Genomic DNA, 24323 nt, shown 5'->3' on the forward strand with positions numbered 1-24323 from the left:
GCCCGCGACGGGCAGCGGGCCGGCCGACGCGTCGCCGCCCGGCAAGCTCTCCCTGTCCGTGGCGGCGACGGCGGCGCCCGCGCGGCCCGACGGCCGGGGCCGGAAGCTGAGTTGCACGGTGGTCCTGGCGGTGGCCGGGGCGCTGGCGGCGGTCACGGTGGGGTCGGCGTTCATGTTCGGCCTGCTGCCGGAGGACGGCGACGGCGACAGCGGCTCCGCTCGGCGGGACGCCCGCCGAGCGCGACGGACGGCGCGGGCGACGCCCAGACGCCGAAGGACGGTGCCGTACCGGCCCGTTACCTCGGCAAATGGACCGGCAAGGCGTCCGCGCAGAAGGGGCTCGTACCGCTCGGCACGTTCGACGTGACCGTCAACCAGGTCCCCGCCCCCGGCCGGCGCATCGGCACGGTGACGCAGACGGACCCCATCGGCAACACGTGCGTCGACATCCTGACCCTCAAGTCGGCCACGAAGAAGGCACTTGTGGCCACGGGCGTGGGCGCCAAGTCCAACAAGGGCCAGTGCTCCCAGGCTTCCCACACGGTATGGCTCCGGCCGGTCGGCGCGGAGCTCCAGTACACGTCGAAGGACCCGAAGGCCGGGGACCCGGAGGCGCGGCTGAAGAAGGTCGGCTGAACAAGTCCGGCCGACGCGTCCCGCATTCCGCCCGCGGGGCAGATATGCGCCTCTGGAAGCTTATGGGGGATTCGTCGAACACCGTTGTGTCGCGGCAATGTCGCAGGTCCGTCGCAGGATGCGGTGGGCGGTAAACCTGGCGTTGACAGGTGCGGTAGCGTCCCACGTGGCAGTTGAGAATATTTACTTTAGCGACACGGGGAGGTATCGATGTCTGACATCGACCGCGGTGCAAAACTCGAGAAGCTGCAGAAGCTGTACGAGGCGTTCCAGAAGAAGGAGACAGAGGTCCGCGACCTGATCCACCTCCTGGACGGCCAGGCCAACGACAGCCACGGCTTCTGGAAGGGCCCGGGCGCCGACCGGTTCCGCGACGACTGGCGCGAGTTCAAGCCGCAGCTGAACCGTCTCGCGGACTCGCTGGGCGACGCCTACAAGTCGGCCAAGAACAGCCACGACAGGATCGAGCAGGCGACCTCCGTCTGATCTGCTCCGCATGCGCGGCACATACGTGTGGGGGGCCACCGGAAACGGTGGCCCCCCACACGTATGCCGCCAGGTGCCCCCGGCGGCACCGGGTCACGCGTCGAGGATGGCCTGGACCGGCATCATCTGCCCGCTGCGTACGAGAATGCCGCGGCCGACGGGCCCGCCGCCGGAGCCGGTCGGCACCCGGACGTTGAAGATCTCGCCGTCCGACGCGCTCTGCGGCGAGAGGATCATTCCCTGGCGCGAGCGCCGTGCCTCCACCACGAAGCCGCGGTACTGCGAGCTCAGCGTGTCCGTGGCGCCCGCCGCGATCACCGCGATGCCGCCGTCCCGGCCGTTCTGCGCGACTTCCTCCAACGGCCGGTCCAGGGAACCGTCGTAGAGCATGTCCGCGTCGTCGGCCACGACGGCGAACCTGCCGTCCGCACGCTCGACCAGATCCTTCAGGTCGCGTTCCGAACTGTCCGCCGTGAGGACGCCGAGCACGCCGGCCTCGTCCTCCAGCGATCGCAACGGCGAACGCCGGGGGGTGACCAGGATCAGCGGCACCTCGTTCGCCAGCAGGCTCCGCGCCGCCACCAGCAGGGCGGTCGAGCGCCCCGACTTGGGCGGTCCCGCGATCACGAAGCCCGGGCCCGACTCCTCCAAGTCGATGCCGATCGGCTCCAGTTCGTCACCGCCGACACAGAACAGGGACCACAGCGGCGACGGCGGGACGAACGACGGGTCGAGAGCGCGCACCTGATCCAGCGTGATCCGCATGGGCAGTTCGTCCACGCGCAGGGGCCGACGGCTCCTCGGCGGCACCGGATGGACGCGCTGCGCCTCCTGCGCGATCTCGCGCAGGGCGGCGACCTGGGCCTGACCGGAAGGGTCCGGTGCCAGGAGGGCGATCTGGCTCTCCTGGACACCCTGGTCCGTCAGGCGCAGCGCACGGCCCGACGGCATGTCCTTGGGCACCTCGCGGGCCGAAAGACCCGCGAGGGAGTACTCGTTGGCGTCCGTGAGCCGCAGGATCAGCTTGTCCGCGAACGACGGGGAGATCTGGCCGCTGAAGCCGCTGCGGTCGGCGGTCATGACGACCTTGACGCCGACCGCGGCGCCCTCCCGGAAGATCTTGGTGATCATGTCGACGAGGCGCCCGTAGTCGATGTTCTCCAGGGCGGCGACATAGCCCTCCCAGTTGTCGACCAGCAGGACCATCCACGGCAGCCGGTCCCCGGGGGCGGCGATGGCCCGCTGCTCGGCCGCGCTGGAAAGGCCCTCCATGGCCAGGTACTGCTGGCGGCGGGCGATCTCGCCGGAGAGCCGGTCGAGCAGCCGGCGCACGCGGTCGGGCTGGTCGCGCGTGACGATGGCCCCGCAGTGCGGCAGGTTGGCCAGCGGCAGCAGGGCGTTCGCGCCGCAGTCGATGCCGTACAGATGCACGTCGGTGGGCGAGGTGTTGGCCGCGAGCGAACCGGCCAGGCTGCGCAGCGCGGTGGAGCGGCCCGAGCGGGCGCCGCCGGCCAGCATGATGTGCTCGCCGTGCACCAGGTCGAGCGCCAGCGGCGCCCGGCGCTGCTGTGCGGGCAGGTCGGTGAGGCCCAGGCGGATGGGCGGGACCTCGCCCTCGGCGCGCGGCTCCACCTCCTGGGCGTCGGGGAGTCCGCCCAGCCACAGCAGGTCGGGCAGCGGCGGCAGCCAGGGGCTGCGCTGCTCGCCGAAGCCCATCAGCTCGGCGCCCTCGCGGATGGCGCCGACCAGGACGCTCAGGTCCGTGACGAGCGTCCCGTCGTCGTCGTTCGAGGCCAGGCGCGGTGCCGGGCGGCCGAACGCGGCCCAGTCCACGGGGAACGCGGTCGCCTTCGCCCGGTCGGCGTCGTTGCTGGGCCTGCGGCCACCGATGCGCGCCGACTGCACGGCCACGAGCGACTGCGCGCCGGAGCGGACGTAGGCGCGGCCGGGGGTGGACTTGGCGATGGCACCGGCGTCCGGCGCGTCGATCACGTCGGAGGACTCGGCGCCGTCGGTCACGCGCAGCGCGATGCGCAGGTTGGTGTTGGCCCGGATGTCGGCGCTCACGACACCGGCGGGGCGCTGGGTGGCCAGGATGAGGTGGACGCCCAGGGACCGTCCCCGGCGGGCGATGTCCACGAGCCCCGCGATGAAGTCGGGCAGTTCCGCGACGAGCGAGGCGAACTCGTCGATGATCAGGACGAGCCGGGGCATCGGTTCGAGCTCGGGGCGGATCTTCCGGGTGTCGTTGTAGTCCTCCAGGTCCTTCGTGCCCGTGTCGAAGAGGATCTCCTCGCGCCGCTTCAGCTCGGCGGCCAGCGAGGCCAGGGCCCGCTCGGTGAGGTGGGCGTCGAGGTCGCTGACCATGCCGACGGTGTGCGGCAGCTTGGCGCAGTCCTGGAAGGCGCTGCCGCCCTTGTAGTCGATGAGGACGAAGTTCAGGGCGTCCGGGCGGTTGGCGAGCGCGAGCGAGGCGATGATCGTCTGGAGCAGCTCGGACTTGCCCGCGCCGGTGGTGCCGGCGACGAGGGCGTGCGGCCCGTCCTTGCGGATGTCCAGGACGAAGGGGCCGTCGGCGGCGACGCCGATGGGCGCGGCCGTGGTGGATCCGCCCTGCTGCCAGATCTTGGCGACGTCGGCGCCCGTGGGGTCCGGCATGCCGAGCAGCGAGAGCAGGCGGGCCGCGGTCGGCAGGGCGGCGTCCGCGTCGTCCTGGCTGACGTCGCGCACCGGCGCCAGGGACCGCGTCACCAGCTCGCACCAGGCCGTCGTCACCTGGTCGGCCAGCACGTCCCCGACGTTCTCCAGGCCACCGCCGCTGATCCGCACGTGGTTCGGCCGGTCCGGCAGCCCGATGACGGCCGCCTTGCACTCCTCCGGAAGCAGCCGGTCGTCCTCGTCGACGCACACGGCGAAGATGCCGTGCTGCGGGCCTTCCTGGAGGAGCTGCGGCACACCCGGCATCCGGCGCAGCAGCCGCGCGCCGTCCAGGACGACCAGCGTGAAGGGGTCCGGGCGCAGCCGGTTGGCGGCCCCGAAGTCGTTCGAGCTCGCCTTGCGGCGCTCCAGCTCGGCCAGGAGCTCATGGACGCGGCGGCCGACCACCTCGGGTTCGGAGCCGACCAGCGACAGGCAGTCCTGGCCCAGTTGGGGGGCGGTGTGCGGCAGCCAGTGCGCCCAGTCCCAGGCGTCCCGGGCGTCGGCGGCCGCGGAGAGCACCACGAGGGACAGGTCGCGCGGGCTGTGCAGGCCGGTGGCCTGGGCGAGCAGCCAGCGGGAGACGGCCAGGCCGAGGGGGCGGTGTCCTGCCACGCCGATGACGCCGAGTTCGGGCAGGGGCAGCACCACGGGGACGTCCGTGATGACGGGCGGCTCCGGCGGTTCGTCGAAGCTGCTGCCCTTGGCGGCCCGCAGCTCGATGTCCGCGGGCAGTTCGCCGAGCCCCACCCGCAGCTGGAGGACGTCGGGGTCGACGAGCCGGCGCTCCCAGAGGCGACGGCGCGGCCCTGTCGCGTACAGCAGGAGCTCCGCGGGGTCGGGGTGGGCGGCGCGCCGGGCCCGCTGGTCGGCCTTGCCCAGCTCGACGAGCTGCGCGTCGAACTCGACGAGCGCCTTCTTGTACTCCTTCAGTTCCTGCTTGTACTTCTTGCGTGTGTGGCGCGCCTCGCTGAACCAGTACCCGAGCATCATCAGCGGGCTCATCGCGCAGAAGAGCAGCGTGTAGACCTGCCGGGTCATGAAGTACATGCTCAGGCCGAACAGGGCGGGTATGAACGACGTGATCAACTGCAGCCGCGGGCCCTCGCCCTTCACGGGCTCGGCGGGCACGGTCATCCGCGGGCGCTGCCGCAGCGGGGAGAACCGGGGCGGGCGGTTGTAGGCGTAGCCGCCGTCCTCGGTGGGCGCCAGGTGGGCGTCCGGGGCCTCGGTCTCCACCAGGACGAGACGCGTGTCCCCGACCCGGACGAGCAGTCCGGCGGGCCAGGGGCAGTCCGCGGTCACGGGGGAGTCGTCCAGGACCAGGGGTACGCCGTCCTGCGGATGGAGCGTGACGCTTCCGTCGACCCCGACGGAGAGCCGGAAGGCCAGGCCGGGGACGGTCGGGTCGGCCACGGGCAGGGTGCAGGTGCCGTCGGATCCGACGCTCGCGGTGCCCGCCTGGACGCGGGTGACGCGGCCGGTGTCCGGGCCACCGCACACCCGCAGCTCGAACCGCCCCACGGGCTCGCCGGCGCGCAGGAAGGGCCCGATGGAGTCGTCGGTGGTGACGCGGACTCCGTCGCGCAGCGCGCGCGCCGCGGGGGCCGCCGGGTCGTGCAGGGTGCCGTCGACCCAGAGGCCGGGCGTGCGCCCCGGGCCGGCGGCCGGGGGCGCGCCGCCCCCGGTGCCGGGGACGTCGAGGGAGGCGGGGAAGCGTCCCGTGACCACGTTGCTGGAGTCGGACGCGACGGTGAGGCAGGCCGCGGCGTCGGCGACCGTCGCGTCGTCCTCCACGGTCAGCAAGACGTCCCGCGGTCCCGCACCCTCCCGTACGACGGTCACCATCACCTGCATACCGGCTATTCCTCTCGGCCTTTGCGAGGGCCACTGCTGTTCCTGCGCGGAGGGCGAATCCGCGCGTGGGGAGTATTCTCGGCGCAAGCCTCACGAGGTGCTTCGCCCGGGCCCCGACAGGGAGTTCAGGACCCGGGGCACAACAGTGAGTTCAGGACTTGTCCTTCTTTGCGTCCTTGACCGCCTGGTCGCACTCGCGGGCCACGGTGCGCAGTGCCTCCGCGACGTTCTCGCATTTGGTCTTCCAGCTCTTCAAGTCGCCGCGCACATCGTCCGCGTGCGGGCCGGCCCACTGTTTCATCTGCGCGGTCGAGAAGGTGTGCGCGGCCTTCGGGAGGCCCTCGATGTGGTCGGCCAGGCTGCGCAACTGCGTAGCCCTCCTGGTCTGTTCCTGCAGCTCCGGATCCGCCATCGCGGCTACCTCCCCGTTGAACCGGCAATTCGGGCCTGCCGGGCGAGGCGGGGCAGCCCCGGGTCGCCCAGGATCGCAGTGAGGCCCGCAACGAGAGTACTCAGGCGCCTTGCGGCGCCGGTAATCCGTTGCCATTCTCACGCCGTCCGGGACAGCGAGTTGCCTGCTATGGGGCAACTTGACCGGGAATCATCATTGGCGGAACTGCGGAACCCGTCGATAGCGTCCACCAGGAGGACGCGCCCCAAAGCCAGCCCGAATCCAGCAGTGAGGAAGCATGCATTACGCCGAGAAACCCACAAAAACGTGGTCCGTCATATGCGTAGCGGTCTACCTGGCCGGCATCGCGTACCTGGGCGTGCAGTCGCTGCCCGAGGACCTGGGTATTTGGCTCGGTCTGTGCGCGCTGTTTCTCCTGCCGTTGGGCGGCTGTCTCGCCGTCCCGCTGTCGAAGCTCGTCTATCACCGCATCGATATCGACGCGCGGACGCTGCGGGTGGGCCGTGAGCGCATCCCGCTCGCGGCCCTCGACCCGGGTTCCGTGCGGGCGGCCGCGAACGAGGCGCTTCCCGGCGCCGCACAGCGGTACGCCACCTCTCTGCACACGGTCGACGCCCCGCTGCCCGGGTTCCGCGCCGCCGACCAGGGCAATCCGCGGCTCGTCGGCGGCGCCTGGGGCGTGCCGATGGGCATGGACAGCGTCGTGATCGGCACCCGGCAGGGCGAGCGGCTCACCATCGCCACCCGCGACCGGGCGGCCTTCCTCGCCGCGCTGTCCCACGCGACCGCCGCCCCGCATCATCAGCTTTAGGGTGGCCCCGCCGCCCCCCACGCCACACACTGTGCGGCAAGCTCGTACAGGTCTGAGGGAGAAGAACATGCCTGCCATGGATCCGGCTCGGCGACGGTTGCGGCTGTCGGACGCGCACATCAGCGTGCTGGGGCTGCTCGTAGAAGAAGGGGAGCTGCCGGACGAACTGTCGCGGGCGCACGCCGAACTGCGGGCCGCGGAGATCATCGACGAGGACGGCAAGATCTCGGCGGAGCTCTACCCGCTCGTGTCCACCCTGATGGAGCCGCACGTCATCGCCCGCGTGGAGACGACGGGCCCGCAGGGCGTCACGAACCACGGCGCGGTGGTCGGGAACGACTTCGTCTTCACGCACGAGGGCTGGCCCGGTGAGGAGGAGTCGGAGTACGCCCCCGTGCAGCCGGAGATGCTGGTCTTCGCGCTGTCCCGGATGGTGGACCTGCACCAGGACAACGCCGACGCCGATGACGTCGGCGAGGAGATCGTCTCGACGATGGGCGTGCTCGACGCCGTCCTCGACCGGATGGAGTCCGAGGGCCCCGACGGGGCCGAGGCCATCGCCGAGGCCGCGCACGCCCCGGCCCGCCTCGCCGAGGTCCTCGCGCAGCTCAACTGCATGTGGCGGATGACGGTGGCGTGGCCCGGCGGCGCGGACGCCCCGGACGGTCTCGGCGTGTCGGCGCTGGCCGTGTGGGACTGCGGCCTCGAGGGCTACTGGGTCCGCGAGTCGCCGGCCGAGCCGGTCCGCGAGGGCCAGGTGAAGGCGAGCAGCGAGCTGAAGGTGCGCCGAGTCACGGCCAAGGAGCTCTGGGAGCGGATCACGGACCTCCTGCCCGACCAGGACCAGCTCCTCGTCGACCCGGCTTCGTAGGATCCCGGCGGTCGTCCGAGTGGAAGTCGAACCAGCACACGCGATTCAGTCAGGTCGGACTCAGGGGGACAAGTGACCGACAGCTCCATGCGCCTCGTCAAGCCCGGGGATCTCGAGCAGCTCGCCAAGCTGCTGGAGGGCAAGGGCAATCTGCAGGACCGGCTGGACGAGGCGTTCACACGCGCCTCGAACCTGGGTGTCCGGGACAAGCTCGCGCCCCTCAGCCCGATGACGTCATGGGTGACGAAGACGGGACCCGACCTGCGCAGGCGGGCCGCCATCGTCAGGGCCGGCGACGGCGATCCGCTGGCCGCGGCGCTCTACGCGGGATTCACGCCGGAGCAGCTGAAGGACGCCAACCTGCCGCCGGACATCATGCTGATCGCGAACGCCTCGGTGGCCAACGGCAGCAAGTTCGACCCCAGTTGGCTGAAGAAGAAGGAGGGCGAGACTCTCAGCGACTGGATCACCCGCATCAAGAGCGAGGGCGTCGCCAAGGTCACGAACAACGAGAACCTGGGCGAGGTGGTCGCGGACTACATCGACCTGACCGCCCTCGCCTCCACGGTTCCGGGCGCGTTCAAGATGGCGGCCGCGGGAACGCTCGGCCTGTACAAGTACTTCAAGAAGGGTGACGCCCTCAAGGCGCCCGGTACGACGCTCGCGCAGATCCTGAAGGGCAAGGCGCCGAGCTACATCCCGGCCAGGATCGCCAGGCTCGGTGCCTCCATCGGCGCCAGGACGCCGGCTCCGATCCTCAACGTCCTCACGGGAGCGGACAAGTACGCGGCCCTCGCCGGCAAGCAGTTCGCGTGGGAGGCCAGCCTGCTCAAGGTCGGCAAGGGCGCGGCCGCGCTCAAGACGGCCACGGGCGGCAGCAGGCTCGCGGCCTTCGCCTCCGGTGCGGGCGCGGCGGCGAAGACCGCCGGATGGTGGCGTGCGGCCGGTATCGGCGGCAGCATCGCGGCCACCGGCATCGGCGCGTTCGACCTGGTCCAGCAGGGCAACCCCATCGAGGCGTTCAAGAAGGACAAGGCCGGCTACATCTCGGACGTCTCCGGCGTCGCCTTCAACGCCTCGCTGACGGCCGCGATGATCGCGCCCAACCCGGTGACCATCGGCGCCGCCGCGGTGACCGGAGTCGTCTACGGCGTTTCCTCCATCGTCGACAACTGGGACAAGGTGAAACAGTTCCCGGGCAAGGTCGCCGATGCCGGGCGCTGGGCGGGGGAGAAGGTCGGCGAGGGCGTGAACAAGCTCAAAGAGGGCGGCAAGAATCTGGTGAAGTCGCTCAACCCGTTCGACTAAGGGGTGTCCGACCCATCGGACACGCCCTAGCCCGTCGAGCCTGTCGGCCGGCCCGGTCGCGCGGGCCGGCCCGGCGGCGTCGGTTTCAGAAGTGGAGAAGATCGCGGAATGGTGAGCAGCGGGTTTTCCTTCGAGTTGCGTCGCGCTGAACCCGGCGCCCAGGTCAGGACGCGGGACCGGGTCTACTGGTGGACCGGTGAGGTCGGCAACCTGGGAGCCGTGGAGCTCGCCTACCCGGCACGCGAGGTGGTGCCCGCCGCCGACCAGGGGCTCTACGTCGGCACCGCCGTACGCGGCGACAGCATCCCGCCCGCCACCTTCCGGGGCCTCGGCTACACCGTGCAACCGCGCCTTGCCAGGGGGCTGTTGACGGTCGCGGGCCAGACCGCGTCGTTCTCACGCAACGCGTGGAGCGCCGACAAGCGGGCCCGGGGCCTGCGGATCTGGGCCCTCGGGCGGGAGTACACGTATCTCGAGGAGCAGAACAAGCGGCACCACACGCTGGAACGCGACGGGGCCAGAGTCGTGATGGCGCGGTCGAGCTGGAAGAACCCGAAGAGCATCACCGGCACCACCGCCGGAGCGACGGATTCGGTGGACCTCAGCCTCGCGATCCTCTTCGAAGGCGTCTACACCCGCAATCTGTCCCTGCGGGGCGCGATGATCTCCGCCCCCGGCAGGATCTTCTCCCGCGTCGGGTCCTGAGCCCGCTCCTGAGCCGGGCCCTGAGCCCGGGCCATGCGTCACGCACCCACCTGGCCAGGACCCCACCCCACCCCGCCCCCTCCCGGTGAATTTGTGTAAGCAACACTGATCCACATGCCTTCCTTCGACAGCTCGCGCGGCCGGTTCAAGCTGGCCGACCGCCATCTCGCCGTCTTCGCCCATCTCCTGGACAAGGAGACCCCGCCCGCCGAACTGCACCACTCGCTCGGTGAGCTCCAGCAGATCGGCCTGGTGGGGCCGGAGGGCGAACTCTCCCCGCTGCTCCGGGAATTCCTGACCGCCCTGGCGCGCCCGGTGGTGATGATCCAGGCCGAGGTGACCGGTCAGCACGGCTCGCTCGCCCATGGCGTGGTCGTCGGGCAGGACGCCGTGTTCTCCCACGACGCGTGGCCCGGTGAGGAGGAGTCGGAGTACGTTCCGATCGAGCCGAAGACCCTGGTGTGGGAGATGGCCCGCAAGGTCAAGCTGCGGCGGGGCGAGCGGGACGAGTCGGAGAGCGCGGGGACGTCCGGGGACGCACGGGTCTCCGAGATCACGACGACGATGGGTGCGCTGGACGCGGTGTTCGCCGCCCTGGAAGGGGTCACCGACGAGACGGCGGACCTTCGGGCCGTGGCCGTCGCCGCCCTGTCCGCCGCGAGCGACCTCGCCGAGCCCGAGCTCACCGCGCTCGTCGACCTGACGCTGTCCCTGGACGCCACCTGGCGCATGACGACGGCCTGGGGTGCCGAAGGCGCCCAGTCGGTGCGGAGCATCGCGGTGTGGGACTGCGGCCCGCAGGGCCACTGGCTGCGGGTGCGGCCGGAGGAGCCCATCGAGGAGGGCCAGGTCGGGCCCGAGAGCACGCTGCGGCTCGTCCGGTCCAGCGCCGGTGAGGTGTGGGAGAAGCTCGCGGACCTCCTCCCGGACCAGGCGGACCTGGTCAAGGCCGGCGCCGCTTCGTAGAGCTCGTCATCAGGGGGAATCAGAATGCGGAACGTCAATCCGGACGATCTGGACCAGCTCGCCAAGCTCCTCGACGGCAAGGGCGGTCTGTCGGACAAACTCGACGAGGCATTCACGCGCGCCTCGACCCTGGGGGTCTCCGACAAACTGACCCCCATCAAGCCGATGCGCACCTGGGTCACGACGACCCCGCCGAACCTGCGCAAGCGCGCGACGCTCGTACGCGGCGAGCAACTCTTCGAGCGCGGCCACCGGGAGACGTACAGCGATTGGCTGGCCCGGATCGAGGCGCACTATCTGGCGAAGGTGCCCGGCCTGAAGGAGATCGGCGAGAAGGACATCGAGGCGTTCCTGAACGACGCCAGCGATGCGCTGACCATGATGAAGGTCGGCGGCGTGACGCTTGTCGCGGGCACCGCCATGGGGAACGTCTTCCTCAAGAACTCCTGGAAGCAGGGCCTGCTGCGGGCGGCGGTGGAGTCCTCCTGGATGCGGGGCGGCACGTACCGTGCCCTCGCGCAGCGCGGCCTGCTCCGCATACCCGCCGGTGAGCTGCGTTCGCTGGCGGCCCCCGGAAGCTGGCTGCCGGGGCAGTTGGGCAACCACTTCGGCCGCAGCAGGCTCTATCAGCAGGCCAGCCGGGTGCCGTTCACGGCGGGCTTCCGGGCGGACCTTCTGTCGCGGGCCTGGGACGGGTTCCGCGGGCTGCCCGGAGTGCGCTCGCCGCTCGTCACCAGGGGCGTCAACCTCTTCGTCGGTTCCGATGCCCTCGCGGCCCGTTATGGCGGGGTGACCCACTCGGGCGCCCTGGTGACCCGCGCCGGTCAGGCCAGCCTGTGGCGCGTGGGCCGCTCGGCCGCGTACTTCCAGAAGCTGAACAACGCCCGGCCGAGCGTCGTCGCCGCGGGCAGGACGGCCTCCCCGTTCCTCAAGGGTCTCGGCGCGGCGAGCAAGACGGGCGGCTTCCTGCGCGTCGCCGGTGTCGGTACGAGCGCCGTGGCCACGGGGCTCAGCGCGGCCAATGTCTGGGCACAGGGGAATCCTGCCGAAGCGTTCAAGAAGAAGGGCGCCGGATATGTCGCGGATGTGGCGGAGGTCGGCTTCAACGCCTCTCTGACGTCCGCGATGGTCGCCCCCAACCCGTTCACCATCGGCGCCACCGTCGTCACCGGCGCCGTCTATGGCGGAGCCAAGGTCGTCGAGCACTGGGACGACATCAAGAAGGGCGCCGGGGCGGCGAAGGACTGGGCCGGGGACAAGGCCAAGGACCTCGGGAAGGGCATCGCCAAGTCGAAGCTGAACCCCATGAACTGGTAGCCGGGGGAGGCTACCCTTCACGACCGGAACACCCCCCACTCAGGAACACCCTCACGCATGGGAGACATCGAGTTGCGCACGTTCTCGCTCGCGAAGCGATCCATAGCCGTCGGAGTCACCGGCCTCGCCGTGCTCGCCCTGACCGGCACGGCCCACGCGGCACCGTCGAAGGGCGGCGCCCAGGCCCGGGCCGCGGCGCCCTCCTGCGTCAAGGTCAAGGTCGACCGGGGCATCATCTCGCAGACCGCCTACGTGACGAACAAGTGCTCAACGACCAAGCGGGTCAAGGTCAGGTGGTCCTTCGCACCCGACTCCGGCTGCAACACCCTCAAGCCGGGGCAGAAGTTCAAGACCAAGCGCGGCCTCGCGGCCCAGTTCGACGGCCTGCCCCTGTGCTGAGCGTGGACGCAGTGTCCCGGTGAGTTCGCTTTCACAATGAGGAGTCATGGCGGAATTCCAATTCGAGCTCGAGTGGTACCGGGGCAAGAAGCTGCCCGGCCACGCCCAGAAGGTGCACGGCCTTGCCGGGACGGTGGGTCCGTTCGGTGACGTCACCGTGGAGTTCGAATGGCGCAAGCCCGGCCTCAAGGGCGGCCACCGGCAATACGAGGTGCGGTTGTTCGGGGAGCAGATGCCCGACGTGGTGTACCGGACGGTGGGGCCCCCGCGGCCCTGCCTGAAGAACGCGCGCTTCGACGTGGGCGGCGAGCGCGTACGTCTCGACTTCAACGCGAAGGCGCTGCGGAACAGTTCACGGGCTCTGCGGATGACGTGTCAGGGGCGGCCGTACGTGTATGCCGTGGCGCGCTTCGAGCGGGCGGCGACGCTGAGTCGTCCCGGGGTCGAGATCACCATGACCCGCGGCAAGAGTTCGCGGGGCAAGGAGTCCGCCAGCTTCGGCACGGCGACGGGAGACGTGGACGCGCTGGACCTGGCCCTGGCCATCGTCTTCGAGCACATCGAGACCCGTGAACTCACGGCTTCGGACCGGGTGTCCGGGCTCATCGGCAAGGTGCTCGATCCGCGTCCCGAGGAGTCGAGCCACTAGACGGGAGCGGGCCGCCGAGCCACTGGACGGAAGCGGGCCGCCGCCGCCCCACCAGGGGCGGCGGCGGCCCTCGTTCAGCGGCGGCCGAGCGTCCGCTTCACCCTCTTGCCCTCCGGCGACTCGTCCAGCGTCTTCCACAGCTTCGCCGAGCTCGTGGACGTATAGACGCCGGGTGCGCCCTGGTCGCCGCAGCCGTCGCCGTAGCTGACGACGCCGATCTGGATCGGGTCCTGGCGGCCGGGCACGGTGCGGAAGATGGGGCCGCCGCTGTCGCCCTGGCAGGAGTCCTTGCCCTCGACCCCGGCGCAGAAGTTGACCTTGGAGCTGTAGCCGTCGTAGCTGACCTTGCACTCGTTGTGGGAGAGGATCGGCACCTTCACCTGGCGGAGGCGGTCGGGCGTGTGGGTCAGGGCCGTGTCCGTGTTGCCCCAGCCGGCGACCGTGGCCTTCTGGCCCGGGCGGAGCAGGGAGTCGGTGCCCTGGGTGGGCAGCTTGACCGGACTGATGCCGCGCACCGGCTTGTTCAGCTGGATGAAGCCGATGTCGTACGCGTCCTGGCCCTGGAGGTAGCGGGGGTGGACGACGATGCTGTCGCGGCTGCCGGTGCCCTTCGTCTTCGCGTCCCGTATCTGACCCTGCCTGCCGTTCGACAGGACCGTGCGGCCGACGGCGACCTGCACGGTCTTCGCCTTGACCTTCTTGCCCGCGTCGTCGACGAGGCAGTGCGCGGCCGTCATGACGACGTCCGGCGCGATGAGGCTGCCGCCGCAGAACTGGCGGTCGAAGGCGCTGCCCGAGCCCTTCTCCAGGACGGCCACCATGAACGGGTAGGCGTCGTTGGAGACTTCGGTGCCGCCGATGATCGCGTTGGCGGCGGGGGCGCTGGTGGCTACCAGCGCGAGGGCGGTCGCGGCCGTCGCGGAGGCGAGGGTGGCGCGGGTCGCACGGGTCGCACGGGTGGCGCGGGTCGTGCGGATCGTGCGGGAAGGAAAGGAAAGTCTCATGGGGGTTGAATTTCTCTTTCGGTACGGAGCTTTGCAGGTACGGGACTTGGTATGGACCGATACCTGGAACGGCGTGTGCCGGATGGTGAGATGCCCCATGGCGGGGGCGGGTTCATCGCGCGACGCAGATCACGGACTCCGTGTGGCGGGAAGTCGCCGCACGCCCCCCATTACTGCAAAGCCATTTGGTTCGCGCCCGCACATCTCGGCTCTCGGGGGCACAACTCCGGCAATCGTGGAACCAACCACCTCGCGTTGCGCGTGAATAACGATGGATCGCCTGAGGTTCGCGATTCATAACGCGCCTTGAGGGGCTTATGTGCTGCTGATACGGTGCGATGGCTTGACACCGCGCCTGGGGCTGACGGGCCAATGGAACCCCGGCCGAGGCGGACACAGGTGTCGCAAATGACGGATTTTTCTTGGTCGTACGGGGAGCGGTTGCGTGAAGATCCAAGAGCGTACGGGGGCGGGCAACAACCGTTCCGCCGTGCCGGCTCCGGCCGGGGTCGGTGAGCGTCTTCCCACAGCGCCTCGCGAGCGCAAACCCGCGCTCGCCGCACTGGCCGTTCTGCTCATCCTGGTCGGCGCGCTCGGCGCCACGGTGCTCGTGCTGCGCGCGGGGGACCGTATCGAGGTCGTGAAGGTGACGGAGAAGGTCGCACCGGGCGAATCGGTCACCACGGACAACAGTAAGACCGTGATGGTCGCCGAGGACACCGGCATTCACTACATCAAGGCGTCCCAGCGCGGCGCGCTCGCCAAGCTCAAGGCCAAGACGACCATCTACCCCGGCACGGTCGTGGTCGGCGAGATGTTCGACGACAAGGGCGGCCTGCCCACCGGCAAGGCGTCCGTGGGTCTCGCCCTGAAGGAGGGGCAGTACCCCTCCACCCTGAAGCAGGGCGACACGGTCGCCCTCTACCGCGTCGCCGCCAACGGCTCCTCCAGCTCCAGCGGCTCCGGCGACAAGGGCACCGGTGGCAGCTCCGCCGGCCGCACGCCCCTCGTCGCCGACGCCCGGGTCGGCCTCGTCAACAGCAAGGAAGACTCGACGATCAGCACCGGCAATCTGAGCATCACGGTTCTCGTCGACAACGACGACGTCGCCGCGGTCACCAGTGCCGCGTCGCTCGGCGAAGTCGCCGTGGCGGTCGTCCCCACGTCCGCCGACTAGAGGGCGGGCACACGACACATGGCCCTCATCGCTCTGGCCGCCGACAAAGGCTCTCCCGGCGTCACCACCGCGGCCGTCGCGCTCTCGGCGGTCTGGCCGCGGCGCGTGCTCGTCGCGGAGACCGACCCCGCGGGCGGCGACCTCGTCTACCGCAGCGCCGCCGCGCACGGCGGCCCGCTCAACCCCAACACCGGCATGCTGTCCATCGCCGCGACCGCGCGCCGCGGGCTCGTCCCCGACCAACTCTGGGACCACACCCAGCCGTTGTCCGGCGGCCTCGAAGTGCTCGTCGGCCTCGGCACCTCCGAGCAGGCCGCCGGGCTCGCCGGGATCTGGCCGACGCTCGGGCGTGCCTTCGCCCAGCTCGCCGACTCCCCGCACGCGCCCGCCGACGTCATAGCCGACTGCGGGCGGATCGCGGGCGACAGCCCGGCGATCGAGCTGTTCCCGCACGCCGCGCTCGTCCTGCTGATCTCGCGTACGGAGCCGGAGGCCATCGCCCGGGTACGCGACCGCGCAGCCGCACTCGCCGCCAAGCTGCACGGCGGCTCCCGCGGCGCCGCGTCGCTCGCGACGCCCCTCATCGGCGTCGTCCTCATCGCCGACCCGGCCAACTCCGGCAAGCTGATACACCAGGTCAACGACATGCTCGTGGCCGCGCAGACCGGCGCCCGCGTCGTCGGTACCCTCGCCGACGACCCGGCGGGCGCCGACCAGTTGGCGGGGCGCAAGCGCGGGCGGCTCGACAAGTCGATGCTCATCCGGTCCGCGCGCAAGGTCACCGCCGACCTGTACCAGCAGTACGGCGCCGCCTGGGCGAATCCGGCCGCGGGCCCGACGGCGGGTGCCCGGCGATGAGTGCCGTCGACCACCAGCTGGTGAAGCGGTTCCGGCAGGACGCCGGTGACCGCATCGCCGAGCAGCGCCGCCTCGACCAGGTCTCCGGCGTCACGCCGATGTCCAGCGAGGACGAGCGGCAGTACGCCCGCGCCGTCATCGCGCAGATCCTGGAGGAGTACGCCCGCGGCGAGATCAACGCCGGGCGCACCCCGCTGGACGCCGAGACCGAGGAGCAGTACGCGGCCGCCGTGCACGCCGCGCTCTTCGGCGTCGGCCGCCTCCAGCCCCTCCTGGACGACCCCGAGGTCGAGAACATCGACATCAACGGGTGCGACCAGGTCTTCGTCGGATACGCCGACGGGCGCGAGGCGAAGGCCGAGCCCGTCGCCGAGACCGACGAGGAGCTGATCGAGCTCATCCAGATCCTCGGCGCCTACTCGGGTCTGTCGTCCCGCCCCTTCGACTCCGCCAACCCCCAGCTCGACCTGCGGCTCCCGGACGGATCCCGGCTCTCGGCCGTCATGGACGTGGCCCGGCGGCCCGCCCTGTCCATCCGCCGCGCGCGCATGGGCAAGGTGTTCATGTCCGACCTGGTGGGGAACGGCACGCTCACGCCGGACGTCGCGCACTTCCTCGCCTGCGCCGTGCGCGCCCGCAAGAACATCATGATCGCGGGCGCCACCAACGCCGGAAAGACCACGCTCCTTCGGGCCCTCGCCAACGAGATCCCGCCGCACGAGCGCCTCATCACCGTCGAGCGCGCCCTGGAGCTCGGCCTCGACACCTTCGCCGACCTGCACCCCAACGTGGTGGCGTTCGAGGAGCGGCTGCCCAACTCCGAGGGTCAGGGCGCGATATCCATGGCCGAGCTGGTGCGGCGTTCGCTGCGCATGAACCCCTCCCGCGTCATCGTCGGCGAGGTCCTCGGCGACGAGATCGTGACCATGCTCAACGCCATGTCGCAGGGCAACGACGGCTCGCTGTCCACGATCCACGCCAACAGCTCCAGCGAGGTCTTCAACAGGATCTCGACGTACGCGCTCCAGGCATCCGAGCGGCTGCCCATCGAGGCCAGCCAGATGCTCGTCGCCGGCGCCGTGAACTTCGTCGTCTTCATCCAGCGGCGCAACAACTACCAGACCGGCGGCAAGCTCCAGCGCATGGTGACCTCCGTCCGCGAGGTCAACGGTGTCGACGGACGCGTGCTGTCCAGCGAGGTGTTCGCGGAGGCGCCGGACGGCCGCGTCGTGCCGCACGCGCCGATCGCCTGCATGGAAGACCTCGCCGCATTCGGCTACCGGCCCGCCGGGCAATGGGGGTGAGCACGACATGAACTCACTCGGCTCCATGGAGGGTCTGTTCTCGCTGCCCGTGCTGTACGGGCTGGCCTGCGGCGTCGCCGTCGGCGGCGGCCTCGCGCTGCTCGCCGTCGCGATCCGCGGACTGCCCGCCAAGCCGGCCCACGAGAAGCAGCGCGCCAGCGAGCGGATGAGCGAGCTCGTCCGCTTCGCCGGGCAGCGCGGCTCGCTCGCCGCCGGTGTCGGCCTGGTCGTCCTGCTGCTCTCGCGGTGGGCGGTGGCCGGCATCGCGGCCGGCATCCTCGTCTTCTTCTGGGACAAGCTGTTCGGCGGTGCCGCCGAGGAGCGCCAGCAGATGAAGCGGGTCGAGGCCCTCGCGGCCTGGACCGAGTCGCTGCGCGACACCATCGCGGGCGCGGTCGGCCTGGAGCAGGCCATTCCGGCGTCCGCGCGGGCCGCGGCGCCCGTGCTCCGGCCCCATCTGGACGCGCTCGTCGACCGGTTGCGGGCACGCACCCCGCTGCCCGAGGCCCTCCAGATCCTCGCCGACGAGATCGACGACGCCTCCGCCGACATCATCGTGGCGGCGCTCATCCTCAACGCCAAGCTGCGCGGGCCCGGCCTGCGGCAGGTCCTCGGCGCGCTCGCCAAGTCGGCGCGCGAGGAGGTCGACATGCGCCAGCGCGTGATGGCGCAGCGCGCCTCGACCCGGCGTTCGGTGCAGATCGTGGTCGCGGTCTCCATCGCCTTCGTCCTCGGACTCTCGATCTTCAACCGCGAGTTCGTGTCCCCCTACGGCACGCCCACGGGGCAGCTCGTGCTCGCCTGCGTGTGCGGCCTGTTCGCGCTCGGCTTCTGGTGGCTGCGCAAGCTGTCGACCGTCGAGACGCCGGACCGCTTCCTGGTCCGGGACGAGCCGGGGGTGCAGTTCGTACGTCCGCGGGGGCCGGGCGCCGAACCGGGCACGGGCCAGCAACTGCTGCCGCCGCACACGAACACCTCTGAGGGGGTACGTCGATGAACCTGACCATGCCGATCGTCATCGGCGCCACCCTGGGCCTCGGCGTCTTCGCCCTCGTCCGGGCGCTGATGCCGTCCAGGCGCAGCGCGGTCGCCACGGTCGCCCGCATCGACGCGATGCGGGCGCGCGGCGCCGCGTACGAGTCCGCGCACCGGGCGGCGGACGCCGAGGACACGGGGCGGCTGGGCACCGTACGCGGCCGAGTGGGCAGGCGCGTCGCCGAGTTCTACGTCCAGCAGGGCTGGGAGATGCGGTCGCTGCGGGCCGACCTGGCCGTGCTCGACCGGAGCTGGGAGAAGTTCCTGGCGACGAAGGTGCTGCTCGCGGCCACCGGCGTCTTCTTCGGCCCGTTCCTCTTCGCGATCATCTTCACCCTCGGCTTCGGCCGCAGCCCCATCATCCCGGTGTGGCTCGCCCTGATGTTCGGTGTCCTTTTCTTCTTCCTGCCGGACCTCGAAGTGCGGCGGGACGCGCAGGACAAGCGGCGCGACCTGCGGCGCGTCATCGGTGCCTACCTCGACCTGGTCTCCATGAGCCTGGCGGGCGGCCGTGGCCTGCCCGAGGCGCTGATGGCGGCGGCGGAGGTGTCCGACGGCTGGGCGACGCAACGTATCCGCAACGCCCTCGCCGACGCCCGGATCACCGGCATCAGCCAGTGGCAGGCGCTCGGGGCGCTCGGTGAGGAGCTCGGCGTCGAAGAGCTCAAGGACCTCTCCGCGTCGCTGGCCCTGGTCGCGGACGACGGCGCGAAGGTACGCGAATCGCTCGCCTCCCGCGCGGAGACCATGCGGCACCGCGAGCTCGCCGAGATCGAGGGCAGCGCGGGCGAGAAGTCACAGTCGATGCTGGTGGCACAGCTGTTGCTGTGTGCGGGATTCCTGGTGTTCCTCATCTTCCCGGCGGCGATGCGCGTGTTCCAGGCATGAACCCCTGAACCCTCCGGCGGGGAAGCGTCGAACGCCGCTCCACAGACCCGTACATCCCCCCACAACTCTGTTTTCGAGAGGACAACTCACCATGAACGGACGGAACTTCAACACCGGCATTCCGGCGGTCGACTTCCTCGTGACCTTCCTGCAGGGTCGCGTGCGGCGCGCCCGCTCCGGTGAGCTCGACCGCGGCGCGTCCGCGGTCGAGTGGGTGATCATCTCGGCGGTCGTCGTGGCGATCGTCGGCGTGGTCGCCGCGATCATCAACAACGCGCTCAAGGGCGGCGCCGACAAGGTCAGCGACTGCATCGAGGGCGCCGACGCCAGCAAGACCTGCTGAACCGTGAATCGTGACCGGATGCCGGGATTCGTACGCCGAAGGGTGGAGGCCGCCTCCGCCCGCGGCGAATCCGGCATGACCGCGATCGAGTTCGTGCTGCTCACCCCGGTGCTCTTCTTCCTGATCTTCGCGACGGTGCAGTTCGCGCTGTACTTCTTCGCGGACCACGTCGCCCAGGCGGCGGCCCAGGCCGGCGCCCGCAAGGCCCGCGCCACGGCCGACGAGAACCCGGGCGGCTGGCGGGGCGAGGCGACCGACGTCGCCGACGCCTACATCCGCCAGCTCGGCCCGAAGCTCGTGCTCGGCCCCGACGTGAAGACCATCCAGCCGGAGCAGAACACGGTCGGCGTGGAGATCACGGCCAAGGTGCCCACGGTCTTTCCCGGTCTCGACATGACGGTGCACGCGCAGTCGTCGGGGCCGGTGGAACGGTTCGTCGAGGAGGACGGGTGACACGGGGGACACGGCGCGCGGCGGCCGACGACCGCGGACTCTCCACGGTCGAAGTCGTCATCCTGGCACCGGTGATGATCCTCTTCATCCTGGTCCTGGTGGCCTTCGGGCAGCTCGTCGACGGCCGGGGGGCCATCGACGGCGCGGCCCGCGACGCCGCCCGCGCGGGCTCGATCCAGAAGGACCAGGGCACGGCGATGGCCGAGGCGCGCAAGGCCGCCAAGGCCGACCTGGAGGACGTCTGCTCGGGCCCGGTCCATGTCGTCCAGAAGAGCGCGGGCTTCGAGCCGGACACGCTCTTCACGGTCGAGGTGAGCTGCGAGGTGCGGGGCCTCGCGATGCTCGGCCTCGACATCCCGACGACGCTGGAGGCGAGCTTCAGCTCCCCGCTGGATCCGTACCGGAGGTCGGCGTGAGAGCAATCGACTTGGGGGGTGTACGGGGTTTCGGCGCCGTACGAGGGTGGGTCGACGCGCGCCGGGCGCGCCTGGACGACCGGGGCTCGGGCGCGGGCGCCGTCATCGTCTTCGCGCTGGTCTTCCTCACCCTGACCGCGTTCGTGATCGACGGCGGCCTGTCCATCTCCAAGCGCGAACGCGCCGCCGACATCGCCGAACAGGCCGCCCGCTACGCCGCGCAGGACCTCGACACGGAGGGCCTGTACGAAGGCGCGGAGGGCGCCCCCATCAACTACGAGAACTGCGGCGCCCGGGTCAAGAAGTTCGCCCGCGAGATGGGCCTGACCGGCCCGGACGTGGCGGCCACCCACTGCGTCACCGCCACCGCCGAACAGGTCGAGGTCGAGGTCCAGATGACGTACAGCCCGGTGTTCACCGGGATGTTCTTCGGCGGCGACGTGACGGTACGCGGGCGGGCGGCGGCGGAGAACCAGGTCGGATAGGCGGCCGCCGAGTTGTCCACAGGGAGTTGTCCACAGGCCCTGCCGGGGCATCGGCACCTTCCGTAACATCGGCCCGGGTACCGAGCACGTACACCGAGCACGTACACCCGAGCACCGAGCACGTACACACGAACCCACACAAGGATCAGGACCAGGACACCCGCCATGGCGCGACGTACCACCCCAAGCTCGACGGGTCCGCGGAACCGGACGCCTCAGCCCCTGCCGGGGCGGCGGCGCTCGGCAGGCGACTTCGTCAAGGCGTTCTTCGCCTTCGTGGCCCTCGCCGCGCTGGTCGTCGGCGTGCCCGGTGCGCTCGCGTATTTCGTGGGGTGGCCGCTGCCCGGCGGTGCGCCGTCGCTGGACTGGCTGCAGCAGGAGATCACCGTCGGCACGTTCATCAACGTGCTGACCGTGGTGGTCTGGCTGGCCTGGGCCCAGTTCACCGCGTGCGTGCTCGTGGAGGTGAAGGCGGCGCTGTCCGGCGTCGGCATGCCGGGGAGGGTGCCGGGGGCCGGGCCGAGCCAGGTGGTCGCGCGCCAGCTCGTCGCGGCGCTGCTGCTCGTCGGCGCCACGGCGGCCGGCTTCGCGCCGGGGCTCTCGCAGTTCGGGCAGTCCCTGGAGGGCAACCAGAAGCCGGCCGCGGCCGCCGCGCAGCAGACGCCGGGCGTGTTCGGCCAGGACCAGCAGTCCGCGGCGGCGAGCGCCGCGGGCGCGCTGGCGGAGCAGGCCGGCCAGGCCGCCGCCAAGGCGGGCAAGGGGCAGGACGGGGACACGAAGTTCTACCGCATCCAGCCCCCCGAGGGACGCCACCACGACTCGCTCTGGGAGATAGCGGAGCGCCACCTCGGCGACGGCCGGCGGTACAAGGAGATCTACCAGCTCAACAAGGACCGCGAGCAGCCCGACGGTTCGCGGCTCTCCGAGGCCAGCCTGATCCGGCCCGGCTGGATCATGGAGATGCCCGCCGACGCGCACGGCGGCGAACTGGTGGAGATGCCCGACGACGCCCCCAAGGTGTCGGAGGAAGTGCGCGAGCAGATCTCCGACTACGCCAAGTCCGGGGACCAGCGCCAGGGCGGCGGCGCCCAGGAGAGCGGCGGCGACCGGCAGGGCGGCGGCGGTTCCGTCGACCAGGACACGGCGCACATCACCATTCCCGAGCAGCGCCCCGGCGGGGCCGAGCGCGGGGACGGCAAGGAGACGGGTCGGGAGACACCCGCCGCCGGAGCCGAGGAGTCGGCGGACGCGTCGGACTCGTCGGAGTCGTCCTTCGGGCTGCCCGAGGCACTCATCGGGGCGCCGCTGCTGGCCGCCGGGCTGCTCGGCGCCCTCGGCCGGCGCCGGCGGCACGCCCTGTGGCAGTCGGCGATGGGTGCCGTGGGCCTGCGCCGCGGCATGGAGCCGCCGACGCCGACCGGCAGCGCGGCCGACGCGCAGGACGCCCTGCTGGTCGGCGCCGACCCCGAGGGCGTGCGCCTCCTGGACCGCTCCCTGCGCGGCCTCGCCGCCGCGCTCACGGAGGAGTCCCGCCCGCTGCCGACGGTGTACGCGGCCTGGCTCAGCCACGGCGACCTGCACCTCCAGCTCGCCCAGCCGTCCGGACGCCCGCCCGCCCCCTGGCAGTTGGGGCAGGACGAGACGTTCTGGACGCTCGCCCGCACGGACGCCGGGCGGTACGGGGACGTGGACACCGCCGCGCCCTACCCCGGCCTGGTCTGCCTCGGCACCATGGACGACTCGCGCCTGCTGCTCAACCTGGAGGCCGTGCCCGGCATCGTGTCGCTCGCCGGCACCGAGGCGGACCGGGCGGCCGTGTTCGCGTCCGTCGCCGCCGAACTCGCCACCAACGGCTGGTCGGACCGCATGACGATCACGCTCGTCGGCTTCGGCGCCGACCTCACGCCGCTCGCGCCGAACCGGCTGCGCCACCTCGAGGACGTCGAGGCGCTCATCGAGACGATGGAGGCCGAGACCCGGCAGCGGCGCGGCGCGCTCGGCGCGGCCGGCCACGACTCCGTGCTCACCGGCCGCACCGGCCCGGCCCAGCACACCCGCTGGGCCCCGCACCTGGTGCTGCTCGCGGACCGGCCGAGCGCCGAGGACGCCGTCAAGCTCGCCGAACTGGCCGCCGACGCGAGCCGCCTCGGCATCGGCTACCTGGTCGGCTCCGACTCCGGCGACCTGCCCGGCGCCGCCTGGGAGATGCAGATCACCGGCGAGGGCAAGCTGCTCGCCCCGCTGCTCGGCCTCGAACTTCAGGCGCAGCGGCTGCCGGACGCGCTGCGGCGCGCTGTGGTCGAGCTGTTCGTCGACGCCGACCCCAGGCCCGGGGGCGGCGGCGACGGCTCGGACGGCGGCGCGGCGGTGGCCCCGCCGTTCCTCGTGGACGTCAGCGAGCAGGGGCGGCCCGCGGTGTACGCACGCCTTGTCGGGTCGTACGAGATCATCGGCCTGGAGACCCCGGACGGCGAGCGCAGCGCGCTGCTTCACGAGGCGCTCGCGCTGCTGCTGCTCCACCGCGAAGGGGTGCACCCGCGGGTCCTCGCGTCCGCACTGTGGCCGCGCGGGGTCACCGACGACGTGCGCGACGCCCTCGTGGACCGGCTGCGGGACTGGCTCGGCAGCGAGCCCGACGGTTCGCCGCGGCTGCGGGCCGACGGGACCGGCCGGCTCACGCTCGCCAAGTCCGTCGTGTCCGACCTGGACGTGCTGCGGTCGCTGTACCACGAGGCGACGCAGGGGCGCGGGTCCGGCAATCGTGCCGTGCGGGGGCGGATGCTCACGGACGCCCTGGTGCTGGTGCGGGGGCCGCTCCTCGCGGACCGGCCGCAGGGGCGGTACGGCTGGCTCACGCACGAGATCATCGACGCCCAACTGCCGTTGCTCGTCGCGGACATCGGGCTCGCGCTGTCCGAGTTCCACCTGGAGAAGGACCGTGCCGAGAAGGCGATCGAGGCGCTGAACGCGGCGCTCGGCTCCGCGCCGGGCGACGAGCGGCTCTGGAACGAGCTGCTGCGCGCGACGCATGCCGTGGGCGATCCCGCGCGGCTGCGGACGCTCGCCGCGGATCTCGTCGCCCGCAGTGGTGCGCGCGGGCTTCCTCCGCGCACGGAGGCGCTCCTTGACGAGTTGCTGCCCGCCTGGCGGGCGGGGGCCGCGTCGGCGGGGTGACGTTTGTCGTGCCGGGCGGCAGCCGTTTGCCGCCGCTGCGCGGCGGCCTTTCCCACCCACCCGCCCGAACTG

23 protein-coding genes are annotated in these 24323 nt (G+C 71.4%); 20 read left to right on the forward strand and 3 right to left on the reverse strand.

Annotated elements, in window-relative coordinates:
- Nucleotides 1-363 precede the first annotated feature (363 nt).
- Together STRAU_RS39500 and STRAU_RS37395 are read left to right on the forward strand one after the other, a co-directional pair.
- On the forward strand, nt 364-636 hold the full coding sequence (locus tag STRAU_RS39500; RefSeq protein WP_052029446.1) for a hypothetical protein: 273 nt from the start codon (nt 364-366) through the stop codon (nt 634-636).
- Between the two features lie 210 nt (nt 637-846).
- On the forward strand, nt 847-1122 hold the full coding sequence (locus STRAU_RS37395; protein WP_016645584.1) for a WXG100 family type VII secretion target: 276 nt from the start codon (nt 847-849) through the stop codon (nt 1120-1122).
- Nucleotides 1123-1215: 93 nt separating this feature from the next.
- On the opposite strand, the gene STRAU_RS37400 is transcribed toward STRAU_RS37395, so the two are convergent.
- Nucleotides 1216-5676, reverse strand: coding sequence for an FtsK/SpoIIIE domain-containing protein (locus STRAU_RS37400; RefSeq protein WP_016645585.1), 4461 nt, complete (start codon nt 5674-5676; stop codon nt 1216-1218).
- Nucleotides 5677-5827: 151 nt separating this feature from the next.
- Nucleotides 5828-6088: a hypothetical protein gene (locus tag STRAU_RS37405; RefSeq protein WP_016645586.1), complete on the reverse strand. Its 261-nt coding sequence runs from the start codon at nt 6086-6088 to the stop codon at nt 5828-5830.
- A 277-nt stretch (nt 6089-6365) separates the two neighbouring features.
- On the opposite strand from STRAU_RS37405, the gene STRAU_RS37410 reads away from it, so the two are divergent.
- From STRAU_RS37410 to STRAU_RS39505, 8 genes are all read left to right on the forward strand, one after another.
- Nucleotides 6366-6899 (forward strand): DUF3093 family protein, encoded by a 534-nt coding sequence (locus STRAU_RS37410; RefSeq protein WP_016645587.1) that lies wholly within the window; start codon nt 6366-6368, stop codon nt 6897-6899.
- A 67-nt stretch (nt 6900-6966) separates the two neighbouring features.
- Entirely contained in the window at nt 6967-7770 is an 804-nt protein-coding gene (locus STRAU_RS37415; RefSeq protein WP_037664539.1) for a hypothetical protein, read from the forward strand.
- A gap of 72 nt (nt 7771-7842) precedes the next feature.
- The gene (locus tag STRAU_RS37420; protein WP_016645589.1) at nt 7843-9078 is read left to right on the forward strand and encodes a hypothetical protein; all 1236 of its coding nucleotides are present in this window, start codon (nt 7843-7845) and stop codon (nt 9076-9078) included.
- A 108-nt stretch (nt 9079-9186) separates the two neighbouring features.
- Entirely contained in the window at nt 9187-9783 is a 597-nt protein-coding gene (locus STRAU_RS37425; RefSeq protein WP_016645590.1) for a hypothetical protein, read from the forward strand.
- Between the two features lie 114 nt (nt 9784-9897).
- Nucleotides 9898-10749, forward strand: coding sequence for a hypothetical protein (locus tag STRAU_RS37430; protein WP_016645591.1), 852 nt, complete (start codon nt 9898-9900; stop codon nt 10747-10749).
- Between the two features lie 24 nt (nt 10750-10773).
- Nucleotides 10774-12066: a hypothetical protein gene (locus tag STRAU_RS37435; protein WP_016645592.1), complete on the forward strand. Its 1293-nt coding sequence runs from the start codon at nt 10774-10776 to the stop codon at nt 12064-12066.
- A gap of 57 nt (nt 12067-12123) precedes the next feature.
- The gene (locus tag STRAU_RS37440) at nt 12124-12465 is read left to right on the forward strand and encodes a hypothetical protein (protein WP_016645593.1); all 342 of its coding nucleotides are present in this window, start codon (nt 12124-12126) and stop codon (nt 12463-12465) included.
- A 46-nt stretch (nt 12466-12511) separates the two neighbouring features.
- Complete coding sequence (locus STRAU_RS39505) at nt 12512-13114, forward strand: hypothetical protein (protein WP_016645594.1); 603 nt, start codon at nt 12512-12514, stop codon at nt 13112-13114.
- Between the two features lie 74 nt (nt 13115-13188).
- On the opposite strand, the gene STRAU_RS37450 is transcribed toward STRAU_RS39505, so the two are convergent.
- Nucleotides 13189-14118: a S1 family peptidase gene (locus STRAU_RS37450; protein ID WP_016645595.1), complete on the reverse strand. Its 930-nt coding sequence runs from the start codon at nt 14116-14118 to the stop codon at nt 13189-13191.
- A 445-nt stretch (nt 14119-14563) separates the two neighbouring features.
- Here STRAU_RS37450 and STRAU_RS37455 point away from each other — a divergent pair, with 445 nt between their 5' ends.
- The 10 genes from STRAU_RS37455 to STRAU_RS37500 all read left to right on the forward strand — a co-directional run bounded on the left by STRAU_RS37455 (nt 14564) and on the right by STRAU_RS37500 (nt 24251).
- Nucleotides 14564-15295, forward strand: a complete 732-nt coding sequence (locus STRAU_RS37455; RefSeq protein WP_016645596.1) for a hypothetical protein — start codon at nt 14564-14566, stop codon at nt 15293-15295.
- 18 nt (nt 15296-15313) lie between these two features.
- A complete protein-coding gene (locus STRAU_RS37460; RefSeq protein ID WP_016645597.1) occupies nt 15314-16153 on the forward strand; it encodes a hypothetical protein in 840 nt (279 codons plus the stop codon).
- Nucleotides 16150-17457 carry a TadA family conjugal transfer-associated ATPase gene (locus tag STRAU_RS37465; RefSeq protein ID WP_016645599.1) on the forward strand — a complete coding sequence of 436 codons (1308 nt, stop codon included), beginning with the start codon at nt 16150-16152 and terminating at the stop codon, nt 17455-17457. The genes STRAU_RS37460 and STRAU_RS37465 overlap by 4 nt, the downstream gene beginning before the upstream one ends.
- Before the next feature lie 7 nt (nt 17458-17464).
- Entirely contained in the window at nt 17465-18454 is a 990-nt protein-coding gene (locus STRAU_RS37470; protein ID WP_016645600.1) for a type II secretion system F family protein, read from the forward strand.
- Nucleotides 18451-19380 carry a type II secretion system F family protein gene (locus tag STRAU_RS37475; RefSeq protein WP_016645601.1) on the forward strand — a complete coding sequence of 310 codons (930 nt, stop codon included), beginning with the start codon at nt 18451-18453 and terminating at the stop codon, nt 19378-19380. Before STRAU_RS37470 ends, STRAU_RS37475 begins: the two co-directional genes overlap by 4 nt.
- Before the next feature lie 91 nt (nt 19381-19471).
- Entirely contained in the window at nt 19472-19723 is a 252-nt protein-coding gene (locus STRAU_RS37480) for a hypothetical protein (RefSeq protein WP_016645602.1), read from the forward strand.
- Nucleotides 19724-19741: 18 nt separating this feature from the next.
- Nucleotides 19742-20176 carry a TadE/TadG family type IV pilus assembly protein gene (locus STRAU_RS37485; RefSeq protein ID WP_037664541.1) on the forward strand — a complete coding sequence of 145 codons (435 nt, stop codon included), beginning with the start codon at nt 19742-19744 and terminating at the stop codon, nt 20174-20176.
- Entirely contained in the window at nt 20173-20592 is a 420-nt protein-coding gene (locus STRAU_RS37490) for a TadE/TadG family type IV pilus assembly protein (RefSeq protein ID WP_016645604.1), read from the forward strand. The genes STRAU_RS37485 and STRAU_RS37490 overlap by 4 nt, the downstream gene beginning before the upstream one ends.
- Nucleotides 20589-21077 (forward strand): TadE/TadG family type IV pilus assembly protein, encoded by a 489-nt coding sequence (locus STRAU_RS37495; RefSeq protein WP_397893521.1) that lies wholly within the window; start codon nt 20589-20591, stop codon nt 21075-21077. Before STRAU_RS37490 ends, STRAU_RS37495 begins: the two co-directional genes overlap by 4 nt.
- Nucleotides 21078-21242: 165 nt before the next feature.
- A complete protein-coding gene (locus tag STRAU_RS37500; RefSeq protein ID WP_016645606.1) occupies nt 21243-24251 on the forward strand; it encodes a bacterial transcriptional activator domain-containing protein in 3009 nt (1002 codons plus the stop codon).
- The last annotated feature ends 72 nt before the right edge of the window (nt 24252-24323 follow it).

The organism is Streptomyces aurantiacus JA 4570 (genome assembly GCF_000414115.1).
Taxonomy (GTDB): domain Bacteria; phylum Actinomycetota; class Actinomycetes; order Streptomycetales; family Streptomycetaceae; genus Streptomyces; species Streptomyces aurantiacus_A.